The sequence below is a fragment of the Mesorhizobium sp. B2-4-14 genome (genome assembly GCF_006442155.1).
GTDB lineage: Bacteria > Pseudomonadota > Alphaproteobacteria > Rhizobiales > Rhizobiaceae > Mesorhizobium.
In genome coordinates, this window is the sequence record NZ_VFVA01000020.1 from 1 (window position 1) to 15,908 (window position 15,908).

At 64.3% G+C, this 15,908-nt stretch carries 15 protein-coding genes and 1 tRNA gene; 9 read left to right on the top strand and 7 right to left on the bottom strand.

Going from position 1 to position 15,908, the window contains the following annotated elements; genetic code table 11:
• The coding region (locus tag FJ938_RS29700; protein WP_210243420.1) for a hypothetical protein at positions 1-181 on the top strand (181 nt) is incomplete at its 5' end.
• A 15-nt stretch (positions 182-196) separates the two neighbouring features.
• On the opposite strand, the gene FJ938_RS17835 is transcribed toward FJ938_RS29700, so the two are convergent.
• Positions 197-271, bottom strand: a tRNA-Gly gene (locus tag FJ938_RS17835).
• Positions 272-484: 213 nt separating this feature from the next.
• Between FJ938_RS17835 and FJ938_RS17840 the strand changes: the two genes are divergently transcribed.
• The 4 genes from FJ938_RS17840 to FJ938_RS17855 all read left to right on the top strand — a co-directional run bounded on the left by FJ938_RS17840 (position 485) and on the right by FJ938_RS17855 (position 3,298).
• Complete coding sequence (locus FJ938_RS17840; RefSeq protein WP_140695865.1) at positions 485-982, top strand: prolyl-tRNA synthetase associated domain-containing protein; 498 nt, start codon at positions 485-487, stop codon at positions 980-982.
• A gap of 85 nt (positions 983-1,067) precedes the next feature.
• Positions 1,068-2,075 (top strand): thioredoxin, encoded by a 1,008-nt coding sequence (gene trxA, locus FJ938_RS17845; protein WP_140696076.1) that lies wholly within the window; start codon positions 1,068-1,070, stop codon positions 2,073-2,075.
• A gap of 207 nt (positions 2,076-2,282) precedes the next feature.
• A complete protein-coding gene (locus FJ938_RS17850) occupies positions 2,283-2,954 on the top strand; it encodes an LON peptidase substrate-binding domain-containing protein (RefSeq protein ID WP_140695867.1) in 672 nt (223 codons plus the stop codon).
• A gap of 95 nt (positions 2,955-3,049) precedes the next feature.
• Positions 3,050-3,298 carry a Trm112 family protein gene (locus tag FJ938_RS17855; protein ID WP_140695870.1) on the top strand — a complete coding sequence of 83 codons (249 nt, stop codon included), beginning with the start codon at positions 3,050-3,052 and terminating at the stop codon, positions 3,296-3,298.
• Between the two features lie 386 nt (positions 3,299-3,684).
• Here the strand turns inward: FJ938_RS17855 and FJ938_RS17860 are convergent, their stop codons facing one another.
• From FJ938_RS17860 to FJ938_RS17880, 4 genes are all read right to left on the bottom strand, one after another.
• On the bottom strand, positions 3,685-7,029 hold the full coding sequence (locus tag FJ938_RS17860; RefSeq protein WP_140695873.1) for an error-prone DNA polymerase: 3,345 nt from the start codon (positions 7,027-7,029) through the stop codon (positions 3,685-3,687).
• Positions 7,026-8,504, bottom strand: a complete 1,479-nt coding sequence (locus FJ938_RS17865) for a DUF6504 family protein (RefSeq protein WP_140695876.1) — start codon at positions 8,502-8,504, stop codon at positions 7,026-7,028. Before FJ938_RS17865 ends, FJ938_RS17860 begins: the two co-directional genes overlap by 4 nt.
• Positions 8,446-9,489 (bottom strand): hypothetical protein, encoded by a 1,044-nt coding sequence (locus FJ938_RS29995; RefSeq protein WP_140695879.1) that lies wholly within the window; start codon positions 9,487-9,489, stop codon positions 8,446-8,448. The genes FJ938_RS17865 and FJ938_RS29995 overlap by 59 nt, the downstream gene beginning before the upstream one ends.
• A gap of 301 nt (positions 9,490-9,790) precedes the next feature.
• Entirely contained in the window at positions 9,791-11,029 is a 1,239-nt protein-coding gene (locus FJ938_RS17880) for a RelA/SpoT domain-containing protein (RefSeq protein ID WP_246673389.1), read from the bottom strand.
• 101 nt (positions 11,030-11,130) lie between these two features.
• Here FJ938_RS17880 and FJ938_RS17885 point away from each other — a divergent pair, with 101 nt between their 5' ends.
• Positions 11,131-11,553 carry a metallopeptidase family protein gene (locus tag FJ938_RS17885; protein WP_140610249.1) on the top strand — a complete coding sequence of 141 codons (423 nt, stop codon included), beginning with the start codon at positions 11,131-11,133 and terminating at the stop codon, positions 11,551-11,553.
• 93 nt (positions 11,554-11,646) lie between these two features.
• Here FJ938_RS17885 and FJ938_RS17890 read toward each other — a convergent pair whose 3' ends face one another.
• Together FJ938_RS17890 and FJ938_RS17895 are read right to left on the bottom strand one after the other, a co-directional pair.
• A complete protein-coding gene (locus FJ938_RS17890; RefSeq protein ID WP_027145959.1) occupies positions 11,647-11,853 on the bottom strand; it encodes a DUF1737 domain-containing protein in 207 nt (68 codons plus the stop codon).
• Positions 11,854-11,886: 33 nt separating this feature from the next.
• A complete protein-coding gene (locus tag FJ938_RS17895) occupies positions 11,887-12,783 on the bottom strand; it encodes a CoA ester lyase (RefSeq protein ID WP_140695882.1) in 897 nt (298 codons plus the stop codon).
• 295 nt (positions 12,784-13,078) lie between these two features.
• On the opposite strand from FJ938_RS17895, the gene FJ938_RS17900 reads away from it, so the two are divergent.
• Genes FJ938_RS17900 through FJ938_RS17910 form a run of 3 tightly spaced genes read left to right on the top strand, consistent with a single transcriptional unit; the run spans position 13,079 to position 15,906 of the window.
• Positions 13,079-13,618: a DUF4153 domain-containing protein gene (locus FJ938_RS17900; RefSeq protein ID WP_348642285.1), complete on the top strand. Its 540-nt coding sequence runs from the start codon at positions 13,079-13,081 to the stop codon at positions 13,616-13,618.
• Between the two features lie 3 nt (positions 13,619-13,621).
• Entirely contained in the window at positions 13,622-14,314 is a 693-nt protein-coding gene (locus FJ938_RS17905) for a response regulator transcription factor (protein WP_140695885.1), read from the top strand.
• On the top strand, positions 14,305-15,906 hold the full coding sequence (locus FJ938_RS17910; RefSeq protein WP_140695888.1) for an ATP-binding protein: 1,602 nt from the start codon (positions 14,305-14,307) through the stop codon (positions 15,904-15,906). The genes FJ938_RS17905 and FJ938_RS17910 overlap by 10 nt, the downstream gene beginning before the upstream one ends.
• Positions 15,907-15,908 lie beyond the last annotated feature (2 nt).

The window sequence follows — 15,908 nt, forward strand, 5'->3', positions numbered from 1 at the left end:
CCCTATGCCCCCAACCCCTCCGAACAGAATGCCAGAAGTTAAAAACGCGCACCGCCACGCGGTAGCCGTGCGGTCATTCGTAGTCCAGCGCCGGTTCAATTTGCAGCAGCGTGGCGACAAGGTGGCGACACGAACTGAAAAGCAAAACGGCCACCCGAAGGTGGCCGCTTTAAATGCTTGATTTCCTTGAGGAAACTGGAGCGGGTGAAGCGATTCGAACGCTCGACCCCAACCTTGGCAAGGTTGTGCTCTACCCCTGAGCTACACCCGCTCACACGGCCCTTGGCCGCAAGCCGGGCCTATATGGCTGAAGAGCGCGGCGATTGCAACAGGGAAATCGCAGCCTTTTTTGACGTAACGCGATGACGCCAGCGAGACTTGCCGGCACAGGGTCGATTTGTGCGCCCTGACGCGCGGTGGTCTTGTGTCGGGCGCCTCATTGGCCGTAAACGGCATGGCTGGAACCAGCCGAAGAAGAAACCCAATGCCGAAGACCGAAACCGAGCTTCTTGCCTTTCTCGCCGAACTCGGCATCGCCGTTTCGACGAAACGCCATCCGCCGCTCTATACCGTCGCCGATTCGCAGGCGCTGCGCGGCGAGATCACCGGCGAGCACACGAAAAACCTGTTCCTGAAGGACAAGAAGGATAATTTCTTCCTCGTCACCGTCGGCGAGGACGCGGTTGTCGATCTCAAGCAGATCCATCAATTGATCGGCGCCGCCAGCCGTGTTTCCTTCGGCAAGCCGGAGATGCTGATGGAGCTGCTCGGCGTCACGCCGGGCGCGGTCACCGTCTTCGGCGTCATCAACGATACGGCAAACAAGGTCAGGCTGGTGCTCGACAAGGATTTGATGGACCATGCCGTCATCAACGCCCATCCGCTGACCAATGAGGCGACGACATCGATCGCGGCGGCCGATCTCATCAGATTCGTCGAGGCAACCGGACATGATGCTGCTATCTTGAAAGTCTCGGCATGATCGCCACATGGATGGCGAAACCGACTTCCAATTGAGGACATTGCGCCTGCCCGCTGGCCGGCGGCGCGACCGAAAGGGTGACGAGATGAGCGACAACAATCGGTTTGGCGGGTCATTCGGCAGCAATGGCGGCCAGTATGCCACCACGGTGCAGTATGGCGGAACCGAACCCGCGCGCGCCAACGCCGCGTTTGGGGAGGCGGCGGCCGCCCCTGCAACCGGCGAGATTATCAAGGACACAACGACCGCCGCCTTCGCGGCCGACGTCATCCAGGAATCGCGCCGCCAGCCGGTGCTGGTCGATTTCTGGGCGCCGTGGTGCGGGCCCTGCAAGCAGCTGACCCCGCAGCTGGAAAAGGCGGTCAAGGCGGCCGGCGGCAAGGTCAAGCTGGTCAAGATGAACATCGATGATCACCCCTCGATCGCCGGCCAGCTCGGCATCCAGTCGATTCCGGCGGTCATCGCCTTTAAGGACGGTCAGCCAGTCGACGGCTTCATGGGCGCCATCCCCGAAAGCCAGATCGTCCAGTTCATCGACAAGGTCGGCGGCAAGGGCAATGGCGCGCCGGCCGTGGCCGAGGCGATTGCCGCGGCGACCGAGGCGCGCGACGCCGGCGATATGCAGGCCGCCGCCGACATCTACGACGCCGTCCTGGCGCAGGCGCCCGAGACCATCGAGGCGATCGCCGGATTGGGCGAGATCCTGTTCGGGGCCGGTGACGCTGAAGGCGCCGAGGCGCTGCTGGCAACCGCGCCCGAGGCCAAGAAGGACGCCCCGGCGCTTGCCGCGCTGCGCGCCAAGATGGCGCTCGCCGCACAGGCGGCGGAACTGGGCAACCCGGCCGAGTTCGAGCGCCGGCTGGCCGACAATCCCAACGACCATCAGGCGCGCTTCGACCTGGCCATGATCCAGAACGCGCGAGGCGAGCGCATGGCGGCGGCGGACAATCTCCTGGCCATCATCAAGGCCGACCGCACGTGGAACGAGGACGGCGCCAAGGCGCAATTGCTGCGTTTCTTCGAAGCCTGGGGCATGACCGACGAGGCGACGCTGGCCGCCCGGCGCAAATTGTCGTCGCTGCTGTTTTCCTGAACCCGAGGCCGTTTCGTCGCACGGGCTTGCGGGCGGCGCCGACTGCGCCAGATTAGAAAGCTGGCTTCGGCGGGCCGGTGATCCCGGCAGGCAAAGGCGGATCGGGCGTGGACACGCACTATGTCTTTGTTTTTATGCATGTCGTCCTCCCAAAACCGAGGTCATTTTTGGGCGACATGCGTTAGGTGAAGCGATCGGAGGAATGAGGTGCAAGCGGGAAACGCGCATTACCGGCTCGCCAAGGATCTGCCGTCAGCGATCCCGATCTTTCCGCTCGAGGGAGCGCTTTTGCTGCCCGGCGGCCGCATGCCGCTCAACATCTTCGAACCACGCTACCTGCAGATGGTGGATCAGGCGGTGGCCGGCTCGCGGCTCATCGGCATCATCCAGCCCAGTCTCGACGGCGCGCTGCGCGAGGATGGCGAGCCGGAGCTGTGCAATGTCGGCTGCGCCGGGCGCATCATCGCCTTTTCCGAGACCGGTGATGGCCGCTACCTGATCTCGCTGCAGGGCGTGTGCCGGTTCCGTATCGGCCAGGAGCTGACGGTCAAGACGCCGTTCCGCCAGGTCAAGCCGGCACCGTTCCTGGCCGATCTCGGTGACGACCAGGCGGCGAACGAGATCGATCGGCCCGCCCTGCTCAAGGCGTTTCGCGCCTATCTGCAAGCCAATGATCTCGAAGCCGACTGGGAAAGCGTCAGCCGTGCCGAAAACGCCATGCTGGTCAATGCCCTGTCGATGATGGCGCCTTACGGGCCGGCCGAGAAACAGGCGCTACTCGAGGCCGCTGACCTGAAGACAAGGGCGGAGACGCTGATCGCCATCACCGAAATGGCGCTGGCGCGCGAGAATGAGGATTTTGGCTCGAGCCTGCAATGAGATGTGCCGATATTCAGGTGATGCCGCTATTTGCAGGCCGGCATTACCCGAATACCAACACATCTCAGGTCGGCAGTTGGTTGAGGGAGGCCGTGATGGCGGCGGATGGACGCGACGGAAGGAAGGCCAGTGTCGACCCGAAGCTGCTGGAGCTTCTGGCGTGCCCGCTGACCAAGGGGCCGCTGGCCTGGGATCCGGAGCGGGGTGAACTGGTCTCGCGGGTCGCCAAGCTCGCCTATCCGGTACGCGACGGCATCCCGATCATGCTGCCCTCGGAAGCGCGGACGTTGTCGGCGGAGGACGTTTTGCCCGTAACGCCGCCGCGGCTGAGCGGGCCGAGCTGAGTGGCGCGCATCGCTGCGATGCAGGTGTTGCCGGAGGCTGGCGGGACAGCGCCCCCCCTCTGCCCTACCGGGCATCTCCCCCACTTGGGGGGAGATCGGCAGCTTCGCCGTCCAGCCTGGTTTTAAAAGCGGTGATGACGGCCAATTTCCGTTGCGGGCAGGGCAATCGCATATGGGAGGCTCAGGCTTTTGCTTTACGAGTACCCCCACCCCTAACCCCTCCCCACAGGGGGGAGGGAGACTCCGTTGACGCCGATCCGGGCAATTGAGCATGTTTTTAGATGGCAAGGCGGAAGCAAAGGCGCGCGGCAGCATTCCCTTCCCCTTGTGGGGAGGGTTAAGGTGGGGGTCCTCTTCGCAAGAATCCATATGCCCCTGCCCTGGCTCTATTGAAAATTACGCCCTTTGGGCATGACCCTTTCCGCTTCTTCCGACAGCGTTGCGAGACTTTGATCGGCCGGCGCGTTCCTTAGTCCGGATTGGCTGGTGCGATCCCGACCTTCCCCAGAGGCGTGTCGTATGGCAGGCGGGCCGGCCGCGCTGACCTTCTCCAGCAGGACGGTCAGCCAGGGTGTCAGATCCTCGATCTTTTCCGCGACGATATGGATGACACCGGATTCCGACTGCAATTTCCCGCTGACCTTCACGAACCGCGCGCCCATGACGATAGGCCGGAAGCGGGTAAAGGTTCTCTCCCAGAAAATGACATTGGCGACAGCCTTGTCGTCTTCCAGCGTCAGGAAGATCGCATTGCCCTTGCCGGGGCGCTGGCGCACCAGCACCAGACCGGCAACCGAAACCCGCCTGCCGTCGCGCACGGAAGGCAGGTTGGCGTTGGGGATGATGCCGGCCCGGTCGAGCCGCTCGCGCAGGAAAGCGACCGGATGCGCCTTCAGGGACAGGCCGAGCGAGCGGTAATCATGGATGACATGCTCGCCGAGCGGCATTTTCGGCAGCTTCGTCGCGGGTTCCAGCTCGCGCAGACGCAACGCCGGCTGGTCGAACAGCGGCAGCTTTTCGGCTGCACTTTTGCCGTCGAGCGCACGCACCTGCCAAAGCGCGGCACGGCGGTCGAGGCCGAGCGAACGGAAGGCATCGGCCTGCGCCAGCCTCTCGATCTCGCCGACATCGAGGCCGGAGCGCAGCCAAACGTCCCGGACGGTTTCGTAGCCTGCACCGCGCCGCGCGACGAAAGCCTCCATGCGTTCCTGGGAAAGTCCCTTGATCTGCCGGAAGCCGAGCCGCACCGCATGATCCGTCTGGACGACACCGCGCATTTCGGCATGGCGCGGCAGGATGCGGGCCGGCTCGAAAGGCGCCTTTTCGAGGATGCAGTCCCAGACGGAATAATTGACGTCGACCTCGCGGATATCGACGCCATGGTCGCGCGCGTCGCGCACCAGCTGCGCCGGCTGGTAGAACCCCATCGGCTGCGAGTTCAGGATCGCGGCGCAGAACACGTCGGGATAGAAGGTCTTGAACCAGCATGAGGCATAGACGAGGAGCGCAAAGGAGGCGGCATGGCTTTCGGGAAAGCCATATTCGCCAAAACCCTCGATCTGCTTGAAGCAGCGCTCGGCGAACTCCTTTTCGTAGCCCCTGCCCGTCATGCCGTCGATCATCTGCTGGCGATAGTTGCCGATGGTGCCGGTGCGCTTGAAAGTGGCCATGGCGCGGCGCAGTTCGTCGGCCTTGCCTGGCTTGAAGCCACCGGCGACGATGGCGATCTTCATCGCCTGCTCCTGGAACAACGGCACGCCGAGTGTCTTGCCGAGGATCTCTTTCAGTTCCGGCTTGGGATACTCGGTTTTTTCCTTCTCCTGCCGACGGCGCAGATAGGGATGGACCATGTCGCCCTGGATCGGACCGGGCCGCACGATCGCCACTTCGATGACCAGATCATAGAAAGTGCGTGGCCTGAGCCGAGGCAGCATCGACATCTGCGCGCGCGATTCGATTTGGAAAACGCCGAGTGTGTCGGCACGGCAGATCATGTCGTAGACGCGAGGATCCTCCTTGGCGATTGTATCCAGGGTCAATGGCCTGTCGAACTCGTCCCTGACACCGTAATGAGTCTCAAGCAGGGTGAAGGCACGCTGCAGGCAGGTCAGCATACCGAGCGCCAGAATATCGACCTTGAGGATCTTCACCGCGTCGAGGTCGTCCTTGTCCCATTCGACCATCTTGCGTTCGTCCATCGCCGTCTTGATGATGGGCACGATCTCGTCGAGCCGGTCCCTGGTGATGACGAAACCGCCGACATGCTGCGAGAGATGGCGGGGAAAGCCCATGATCTCGTTGGCGCGCTCCATCACGTGCCGCGATACGGGATCGCTGCGGTCGAGCCCCCCGGCCCGGGCTTCCTTCTCGCCAAGCTCGGATGTCGACCAGCCCCAGATCGAGCCGGACAGGGACGCCCGGACATCCTCCGACAGGCCCATTGCCTTGGAGACTTCGCGCAGTGCCGAGCGGCCGCGATAGCTGATGACGGCGGCGGCGAGCGCGGTGCGCTTGGCGCTGTATTTCGAATAGATGTACTGCATGACCTCTTCGCGCCGCTCATGCTCGAAGTCGACGTCGATGTCGGGCGGCTCGTTGCGCTCTTCGGAAATGAAGCGCTCGAAGAGTGTGTCGATCTTGTCCGGGCCTACCTCGGTGATGCCGATGCAGAAGCAAATGATGGAATTGGCGGCGGAGCCGCGTCCCTGGCAGAGGATGTTCTGGCTACGGGCGAATTTTATGATGTCATAGACGGTCAGGAAGTAGCGCGCGTAGTTCAGGCGTTCGATGAGGGCGAGTTCTTCCTCGATGCGTTTTATGACGCTGGCGGGGACGCCGCCGGGGAAGCGCCTGGCCGCACCTTCCCGCGCCAGCCTTTCCAGCTCGGCCTGCGGACCGAGGCCAGATTCCGTCGGCTCGTCGGGGTAATTGTATTGGAGGTCGCTGAGCGAGAAGGTGAGTTCTTCCTCGAACCGCAGCGTCTCGGCCAGCGCCCGCGGATGCCTGCGGAACAGGCGGGCCATTTCCAGCGGCGGCTTGAGGTGGCGTTCGGCATTGGCGGTGAGTTCCAGCCCGACTTCAGCCACCGGCGTGTTGAGGCGGATCGCGGTCAGCACGTCCTGCAGCGGGCGGCGTTCGGCCGTGTGGTAAAGGACGTCGTTGGTCGCCATCAGCGGGATGCCGGCAGCCTCGGCAAACGCCGCCGCCTGCTCGATCCGGAAATGGTCATTGCCGGCATAACAGGGCGAGACGCCAAGGCGCAGGGCTCCGCCGAAACGGTCCTTGAGCTGGCGGAGCAAAGCGAGGCTGTCTTCCGCGCCCGCCGTCAGATCCGGCAGCACCGCCAGCGACATCCGGTCTCCCCATTCGAGCAGGTCGCCGCGCTGGAGAAGGGTGGCGCCCTTCTCGGTCTCGTCGCGCAGATTGGCTTGGGTGAGCATGCGGCACAGATGGCCCCAGCCCGTGCGGTCCCTGGGATAGGCGAGAATGTCGGGCGTGCCGTCGCCAAAGACCAGCCGGCAGCCGGGGTGATAGGAGAGCTTTTCGACCTTGGCCTGCTGCCAGGCGCGCACCACGCCGGCCACCGTGTTGCGGTCGGCAAGCCCGATCGCCGGAAAGCCCAGGAGCTTGGCCGCGACCACCAGCTCCTCTGGCTTGGAGGCGCCGCGCAGGAAGGAGAAATTCGACTGGATGCCGAACTCGGCATAGGGGATGATGGTCAGTGCGTTCATGCGAAGACCCCGTGCATGAACCAGCGCGGCGGGATCTGGGAGACGCTGCCGTAAAGGCCTTGCCGGTAGAGCCAGTAGCGGCGGCCGTCGGCATCCTCGATGCGGAAATAGTCGCGTGTCGATGCCGCTGCGTCGCCTGGCGCTTCGCGCCACCATTCGGCGGCGATGCGCTCCGGACCTTCGGCACGCGTCACCCGGTAGAGCGCGCGGCGCCAGCGGAAGTGCCGCGGCGGCCCTTCGGGCATTTCGGTGGCCGGCACCTCTATGGGCTCGGGCGCGCGGAACAGCCGGATCGGCCGCTCCGGCGGGAAAATGGTCATCGGCGCCTGCATCCTGTCCGGCTTCCTCGGCGGCGTGGTCCGGCGCGGCGCTTCGGTGAAAGGAATGATGGCTACGGCGCGTTCCGGCAGATGGCTTTCGACAGCGACGGGCCGCAGGATCGCGCCCTCGCCCAGCCGGGCGCGGATGCGGTCGGCGAACAGCGCGATATCGGCGCCGTCATCGGTTGTCTCGCCCGTCAGATCGGCCTGCGGCATCTCGAAAGCGGCGGCGGCCAACACCGAAAGCCGCACCAGGTCGAAGCCATAGCCGGCATCGATGTCCTGCTCGAGCGCGGCCAGCCTTTCATGGAACAGTTTCTGAATCAGCATGGGTTCGCGCATCGGCCGCGAGGTGCCCAAGGCGATGCGGCTGACGGCGCCGTCGACGCGGAAGAGCAGCAGCGCCAGCGAGCGAGCGCCCTCGCCGCGGCGCTCGAGATCGGTCTTCAAGGTTGTCGCCAGCAGGCCCACCAGCCGTTCGATGTCCTCGGTCAAGGTGACGGGCTCGGCGAGATGGCGTTCGACCGAAAGCGGCGCGACGGGCAGACGTGGCGAGACCGCCTCGTCGAGACGGCCAAGCGCCTGGTCGAGGCGCAAAAGCAGGGAGGCGCCGAAGCGGCGGGCAAGCGGCGCGCGCGGCGTGGCCATGACGGCGCCCGCCGTGCGCAGGCCCACACTTTCCAGGCTGGCGCGGGTTTCCGGTGCTATGCGCAATGCGGCCAGCGGCAAGGGCGCGAGCAGCGCTTCCTCCTCGCCGCCGGCAACGATGCGGTCGCCGCAGAACCGTGCCGCCGCCCAGGCCGCCCCTGGTGTCGGGGCAAGGCCGGCGCGGACATCGAAACCCTGCTGGAAGAAGCGCGACAGGATGTCGTCCAGCATGGCACGTTCGCCGCCGAACAGATGGCTGCAGCCGGTGACGTCGAGAAACAGGCCGTCCGCCCCGTCCAGCGCCACCAGCGGGGTGTAGCGGTCGCACCAGTCGGCAAGGCCTTCGAGCAGGCGGCGATCGGCCTCCGGATCGGCTTCGACGATGTCGATCGACGGATGCATGGCGCGCGCATCGGCAATCCCCATGTCGCGCTTGAGGTGCAGCGCCTCAGCCCGTTCGTCGAGGGCCGAGATGCGCTGCGCGTTGCCCTGGCGATGGCTGATCACGAGTGGTGGGTGATCCGACGGGCGGGAACGCCAGGACCGCCCCAGACGCTGCCGCAGGATCCTTTCGGCCGCGAGATAGGGAAACCACAGGGACAGGATTCTCTGTCCGGTGTTGCCGGGCCCGTCTTTCTTCGCCCCATCTTTCGTCGAATACGCGTTCATCGGGGTTCCACTCCAGTGTGAATTGTCCAGGCAGGGCCGTGCGGCTCTTGCCGATGGTGATGGTGAAGGCAGGGCGGCCGATCGAGCCGGCGAGCGGCCCGGCGACCGTGGCGCGCGGCAGGGCCGGCGCCGGCGAGACGATGAGGCGGACAGGTGCCGCCGTCGGTTCGGGTTCGGCCGCCTGCCGCAGCAGGAACACCGGCCGCCCGGCACTTATCGCCCTGGCATGCAGCCGCCGCGTCGCGGTCAGGTCCAGCCGCTGCGGGTTGCCGCGAATTTCGAGAATGACGGCGGCGAGCGCCGTCATCCTTGCGGCCTCCTCGGCGACCCACAGCGCATCGAGAAGCCTCGGCGCCTCGGAAAACAGCAATTGCCCGGGCTCGATGCCGAACGAGGCATGAAGCCCCCTGGCATAGGGAAAGCCCGCCTCGCGAAAGATTTCCGTGGTGCCGATCCACAGCACCGGCAGCCCTTGCGCCTGCTTGAGGATCAGGCTGGTGAGCGACAGGGCGAAGCCGGCGACAGCCCCGGCATCGCGGGTTTCCAGGCCATGGATTTCACTCAGCGCGGCTTTCGGCAGGCCGCCGCTCAGGGCGGCATCGAGGCGCTCGACACCAATGGGCAGAAAGGCATCCGGCAAGGCCGCGGCCTTGCCGCGCCGGACGATGGTGAGATCGGCGTTGGACGGGGCATCAGCGCTGGCGTCAGCCCCAAGGGGCGCCGCGACCGGCGCCTGCAGGCGCTCGGGCAGCGTTCCCTCGATCTTCGCGATCTGGCGGCGCAGGGCAAAAACAGTCTCCCGCGCCACGGCGTTCATCGCCATGACGGTCAGCTTCCACTCACAATTGTTCCTGTTATGTTCCCATAGATTCCAGAGGCGACCGGAAGAGTCAAGCAGAGTCAGAAGGAATTTATTCCTTATGACGTACCTAGGGATCGAGTATTTTGAGTCCGCAGCGTAGCCATTGGCGTGAAACGATGAAGGCGCGCGTCGGCCGCACCCTTGATGGTGTGGTTGGCACGCCGAGTGGGCCAAGCAAACCGCTCGGGAGATTGAAGCTGACGAAGCGGTAAGGATTTCGAGCGGGCTCTTGGTCGCATTCTGCCGCGAAAGACCGATGGCCCTACTTCAAACGGAAGCGGCGCTTAAGCCAGCCATAGTCAGGCTTTTCGTATGGCTTAGGGGAGACAACCTGCTGCGGTGCTAGACTATATTCGATAGCGGCTTGCCCTGTGCATATAGATTTCAGATTACGAACAAATAAGGACACGTCTCCGAAGTAGTTCGGGTACATTTCTACAAGTTTATCGACCTTATCTACCTCAACCAATACAACCTTAGCATCATTTTCACCCAACTCGATTTTTTGCTCGATATCTTCCAAGCTTCGGGCGCCTAACGTTATGGTCCAGAAAGGCGAGACCGACACGTTATGGTCTTTGCCATAACGGAGCAAATAGTACCGAGATTTCTCTGTCGGCTGCACGAAATTTTCGGAGTAGTGCGTAAGATTCTTGATGTTTTCCAGCGTGTTGGTCGCACCTATCCGCCTGTTAATATCGCGTAACTCCCAGACCCGATTATTGTGGCTCGGAATATCGGCATGGGTCGGGCTTTCCTCGACATAGGCGAACTCAGCGGACATGAGTTGGAAAAGGCGCAGCCAGTCCTGTTCCCCCTTTCCGTGCTTCAAATCTTCGCCACGGAATAACCCGACAGCCTCAACGGCAGTCGCCCATGAGTGCTGGAGTCTGGTCCGAACCTGCAATTCTACTCGTCGCCCTTCGAAGGCCTCAGTGTCGGCGCTCCTAGGTCGATACTTGAAAACCATGTGATGGCTTCGATAGCCATCCAGCTTCGGTTCATCGATGTAATTGAATTCTCGATGGTGGATTTCATGAGGGAACTTATCTCGCATCGACGCGAGAAGCGCGCGAACCCCTTTGATGTCGGCCATGATCGCCCGGCAACCACCGATGTCGTTCATAGTGTCCAAGTCAGCGGTGGACTCTCGAAGTTTCCGGCGAATAGATGCCATTCGCTTTGGTCGGGACGCCATATCCCCCTTCAAATGCAATTTCTTTATGTGGTGGGTGACTGAAAACCGAACGCTCCGCATCGGCAGGAAGTGAGAGTCGCGCCAACTATTGGCGATTGAGAAGGTTTCGATTGCTTCCGCGTACTGTCCAGCAGTGAGGTCTCGCCCGAACCTAATAGGCTCCGCCAGCCGGTCGCCCGCCTTGCGAACGGCTTTCATGCTGTAGGCGAGGCGCGGGTATTCACCCATGAGACCCATAAACAGGCCGTACTCTTCGGCCTCATCAAGCGAGCGCGAATCGACCGCTAGGGAATCGTTCCGCATGCTTCATATCTGATTGGGTACGCGAAGTTTAGGGGCGTGGCGGCCGCTCGATTTGCCTCTACCGGTGCGAAAGCCTATATGCCGGGATCAAAGGATAAAGCATGGCCCGCATCTACAAGACCCGCACCTGGCACGACCAGTTCTCGCCCTCGATGGAGGAATTGGAGTTCCTGGCGCTGGAGTCCTACGCCCATCTGCCGGAGGAGTTTCGCAAGCTGACCGGCGAGATCGTCATCCAGATCGCCGAGTTCCCGACCGACGAGATCATGGACGATTTGTCGCTGGAAACGCCGTTCGACCTGCTCGGCCTGTTCGAGGGGCGCGGCATCGCCGAACGCTGGAACCCGCAGACCGGCGAAGGCCCGAACCGAATCACGCTCTATCGCCGCGCCATGCTCGACTACTGGGCCGAAAACGAGGAAACGCTGGGCGACATTGTCACCCACGTGCTGATCCACGAGATCGGCCACCATTTCGGCCTGTCGGACGATGACATGGAGCGGATCGAGGAAGCTGCGGAGTAACCAACGCTTTCGTCATCCTAGGGTCTGCGCCGCGTCGCTTCGCTCCTTGCTTCGCTCTAGGATGACGAGGAGAGTGAGGGACCCAGGCTTTTCCTACCAATCGCTGAGCTTGGTGTCCGGGCCGTATTCCTGGCCGTCGACATCCTTCACCACCGCCTGGCCGCAGCGCATCGTCTTGGCTTTCTTGTCATAGGCGTAGGTCGGCGAGCCGAACAGGTGCCAGCCCTTGTTCAGCGCCGCCGTCACCTTGTGGCAGAAGCTGGCGTCGTCCGGGGCAGTCAGAAAGCGGTAGAGTTTCATGGTTCAGGTCCTGTCGTGAACAGCTTAGCCGGATCATGCGCCGATGGCGGCGGCCTTCGCCAGCAGTTTTTCGGCCTGCGCCAGATGCAGCCGCTCGATCATCCTGCCGTCCAGCGCGATCACGCCCTTGCCGGCGTTTTCGGCAAGCGCGAAGGCGTCCTTCACCGCGCGGGCCTCGGCCATCGCCGCGGCGGATGGCGCAAAGGCGCGGTTCGCCGCCTCGATCTGCGCCGGATGGATCAGCGTCTTGCCGTCGAACCCCATGGCGGCGGCTTCCCCGCATTCCCGGGCGAAGGTTTCCGCGTCGCGAAAATCGTTGAACACCCCGTCAAGCATGTCGAGGCCACCGGCCCGCGCCGCCAGCAGCATCTGCATCAGCCATGGCACGAGATAGCGGCGGTCGGGCGTCGCCAGCACGCCGGTGTCCTTGATCAGATCATTCGTTCCGGCAACGAAACAAGCCAGCCGCGAGCCGGGGTCGCGGCCAAGCTCGGCGATGGCGCCGAGGTTGAGCATGGCCTTGGGGGTTTCGATCATCGCCCATAGTTTCACGCTGTCGGGGGCGAAATTGTCGTCCAGCACATCGCCGACCTCGAGCACGTCGCGCGGCGTGTCGACCTTGGGCAGCAGAATGCCATCCGGCTCCGCCTTCGCCATGGCCATCAGATCGTCTGTGCCCCATTCGCTGGAAAGCGCATTGACGCGCACGATCATCTCGCGGCGCCGGCCACCGGTGCCGGCCTCCGGATGGTTGGCGAAAATACCGGCCAGCCGGTCGCGGGCGGCGGTCTTGTCGACCGGGGCGACGGCATCCTCAAGGTCGATGATGACGGCATCGCAGGAAAGCTGCTCGATCTTGGCCAGCGCCTTGTCGTTGGAGGCCGGGACGTAGAGCACCGAGCGGCGCGGGCGATAGGGTTTGGTCGTCATGATCCGATCTATGCCGGTTGCGGCTGGTCGAGGCAAGCCGCCATATGTCCTGCACGGAAACTGCACGCGATTGCCGAAAATCTCCTCGGATCCGCCCTGCCGCCTCCCGGCCGACCTGCCAGACAGGCGGCATGCATAAGCCAGTCAAACTCCCGTGGTCCCTGCCTTACCGGCTGCGCAGCGATGGCTGGTGGCTGGTCGACCCGCCACGCGCGCGGCCTGCGGCGATCCTCATTCCTTTCATCCGCAAACGCCCGCCGACAGCCCGGCTGCAAGTTCTCGGGAAGATCAGACCGTGACGCCACCGTTCACCGCCGCGCCGGGCCATGGCAGCCGCTTGGGCGTCGTCGTGCTGGCCTATTGCGGCCTCGTCTGGATGGGGCTGGTGGCGGCCGGGCTTGCCCTGATCATCGTCCGCATCGCGCTCGGAAAATCCAATGAATGGCTCTCGTCCGCCAATCTTCTGACGCTATCGGCGACGCTTTATGCCTGCTGCTTCATCGATTTCGCGGCAACGATCGCCAATTACAATGTCGACCATTCCCAAGAAATGACCGGACAAGGCATCCCCCTCGACGGCTGGTATCTGCGCTCGCTCGGTCCGGGCGCGTTTCCGGCGCTCGATCGCTTCCTCGATCATCAGGGCAGGACGGCTGGAGCCGGCGCTACACGCGAACTCGCCAGACTGCGTGGCGTCGACGAGGGATGGTACCGCAGCGCCCTGGAAAACTGGCGCGCCTGGAGCTTTCGCGACTGGCGCCTGCTCTTCTATCTCGACACCAGGGCGCTACCTGTGATTCCCTCCATATCCGAACCCTTCGCGCCGGGCCGCTGATCCATGCCGCATCACATCCTCGTCGCCGACGACGACCCGCATATCCGCGAAGTGATCTGCTTCGCGCTGGAAAAGGCCGGCATGAAGACAGCCGCCGTTTCAGATGGCGCCGCCGCCCTGCAGGCGATCGAGCGGCGCCCGCCCGACCTTGTCGTGCTCGACATCGGCATGCCGGAGATGGACGGGCTGGAGGTCTGCCGCCGGCTGCGGCAGCGTTCGGATGTGCCGGTGCTGTTCCTGTCCGCGCGCGACGAAGAAATAGACCGCATCCTTGGCCTGGAAATGGGCGGCGACGACTATGTGACAAAGCCGTTCAGCCCGCGCGAGCTGGTCGCCCGCGTCAACGTCATCCTGCGCCGCGCCCGCCCCGCACCGCCCGAGCCGGTCGACGACAGGCAGTTCGCCCATGGCAAGCTCGCCTTGGCGCCGGCCAGTCACAGCGCCAGCTTCGACGGCAAGCCGCTTGCCCTGACAGGCATCGAGTTCTCGATCCTGAAGGGGTTTCTGACGCGGCCGACGCATGTGCTCGACCGCGACGCGGTGATGGCCAGTGCCTATGCCGGCAAGATCCATGTCGCCGACCGGACCGTCGACAGCCATATCCGCAACATCCGCGCCAAGCTGGCGGCGGTGGGTTGCCCCGAGGTCATCGAGACCGTGCACGGCGTCGGCTTCCGGCTCGGCCGATGCGGCTGACAGCTTCGCGCAAATGGATCGGCCGCAAATGGCGGCCGCGCCTTGCCACCGTCGTCGTTGCCATCCTGATCCTGGTGATGGCCTTGCCGCTGGTCGGCCTGTTCTTCTTCCGCCTTTATGAAAACCAGCTGATCCGCCAGACCGAGGCGGAGCTGATCGCGCAAGGGGCTGCCATCGCCGCCATCTATGCGCAGGAGGTGCGCGACGCCGGCATTCTACCGGACAAGCTCGGCGCGCCGATGCCGCAGGCTGGTGCAAGCGCGAGCCGGGACACCAATCCCGACGGGCCATACCGGCCGATCGAGCCGCGCCTCGATCTCGCTTCGGATTATGTGCTTCCGACACGGCCGGCGGCAGTGCAAGCGACCGCCGATCCCGCCTTCGCCGCGATCGGCACGCGCCTGTCCGGCATTCTCGACGCCACGCAGAAAACCACGCTGGCCGGCTTCCGGCTGCTCGATCCCCGAGGTGTCGTCATCGCCGGGCGCGACGAGGTCGGGCAGTCGCTGGCCGAGGTCCAGGAGGTGCGCGCCGCGCTTGACGGCCGCTATGGCAGCGCGCTCAGGCTGCGCATTTCCGACCAGCCGGCGCCGCCGCTCTATTCGGTCAGCCGCGGCACCAGGGTGCGCGTCTTCGTCGCTTTGCCCGTGGCCGTCGACGGCCACGTCGCCGGCGTAGTCTATGTCTCGCGGACGCCCAACAACATCGTCAAGCATCTCTATGGCGAGCGCGGCAAGGTGACGTTGGCGGCCATCGCCATCCTCGGCGGCACGCTGCTCATCGGCCTGGTGTTCCTGCGCACCGTCAGCCGACCGATCTATGCGCTGATCGACCGCACCCAGCGCATCGCCGCCGGCGAGCGCGATGCGATCCGGCCGCTCGACCATCACGGCACCTACGAAATGGCCGAGCTTTCCGCCGCTTTCCTCGACATGGCGGAAAAGCTGCAGGCGCGCTCCGACAGCATCCAGACCTTCGCCACCCATGTCTCGCACGAGCTCAAGTCGCCGCTGACGGCGATCCAGGGCGCGGCCGAGCTGCTGCGTGATTCCGGCTCGGCCATGGACGATGACGAGCGGCGGCGCTTCTCCGGCAACATCGTCACCGATGCCGGGCGCCTCAACCTGCTGGTCCGGCGCCTGCTCGACCTGGCGCGCGCCGAAAATCTCGCGCCCAGCGGCGAGAGCACCTCGGTCAGGTCGGCGCTGGCGCTGCTTCCCGTCGACACCAGGCTGGCGGTTCGCGTCGAGGCGGGCGGCGATCTGACCTTGCGCATATCGGCCGAGAACGCGGCAATCGTGCTAGGCAATCTCATCGACAATTCCGCCAGGCACGGCGCGACGCTGGTTTCGATCACCGCCGCAAGCGCCGGCGGCAGGGCCGTGGTACTGGTCGGGGACGATGGCGCCGGCATCTCACCGAGCAACCGGGCGCGCATCTTCGAGCCGTTCTTCACCACGCGGCGTGAGTCCGGCGGCACCGGCATGGGGCTCGGCATCGTGCTGGCCCTCCTGAAAGCGCATGATGGTATGATCCGGCTGGTTGACAGCGAGCGCGGCACGCGCTTCGAGATTGTCTTGCCTGCCGCCTAGCT

What these genes read in the sequence shown, in the direction of transcription:
- FJ938_RS17840 (WP_140695865.1), top strand. Translation starts at nt 485, where the DNA reads ATGCCGAAGACCGAAACCGAGCTTCTTGCCTTTCTCGCCGAACTCGGC.
- trxA (WP_140696076.1), top strand. Translation starts at nt 1,068, where the DNA reads ATGAGCGACAACAATCGGTTTGGCGGGTCATTCGGCAGCAATGGCGGC.
- FJ938_RS17855 (WP_140695870.1), top strand. Translation starts at nt 3,050, where the DNA reads ATGGCGGCGGATGGACGCGACGGAAGGAAGGCCAGTGTCGACCCGAAG.
- FJ938_RS17860 (WP_140695873.1), bottom strand. Translation starts at nt 7,029, where the DNA reads ATGAACGCACTGACCATCATCCCCTATGCCGAGTTCGGCATCCAGTCG.
- FJ938_RS29995 (WP_140695879.1), bottom strand. Translation starts at nt 9,489, where the DNA reads ATGGCGATGAACGCCGTGGCGCGGGAGACTGTTTTTGCCCTGCGCCGC.
- FJ938_RS17880 (WP_246673389.1), bottom strand. Translation starts at nt 11,029, where the DNA reads ATGCGGAACGATTCCCTAGCGGTCGATTCGCGCTCGCTTGATGAGGCC.
- FJ938_RS17885 (WP_140610249.1), top strand. Translation starts at nt 11,131, where the DNA reads ATGGCCCGCATCTACAAGACCCGCACCTGGCACGACCAGTTCTCGCCC.
- FJ938_RS17890 (WP_027145959.1), bottom strand. Translation starts at nt 11,853, where the DNA reads ATGAAACTCTACCGCTTTCTGACTGCCCCGGACGACGCCAGCTTCTGC.
- FJ938_RS17895 (WP_140695882.1), bottom strand. Translation starts at nt 12,783, where the DNA reads ATGACGACCAAACCCTATCGCCCGCGCCGCTCGGTGCTCTACGTCCCG.
- FJ938_RS17905 (WP_140695885.1), top strand. Translation starts at nt 13,622, where the DNA reads ATGCCGCATCACATCCTCGTCGCCGACGACGACCCGCATATCCGCGAA.
- FJ938_RS17910 (WP_140695888.1), top strand. Translation starts at nt 14,305, where the DNA reads ATGCGGCTGACAGCTTCGCGCAAATGGATCGGCCGCAAATGGCGGCCG.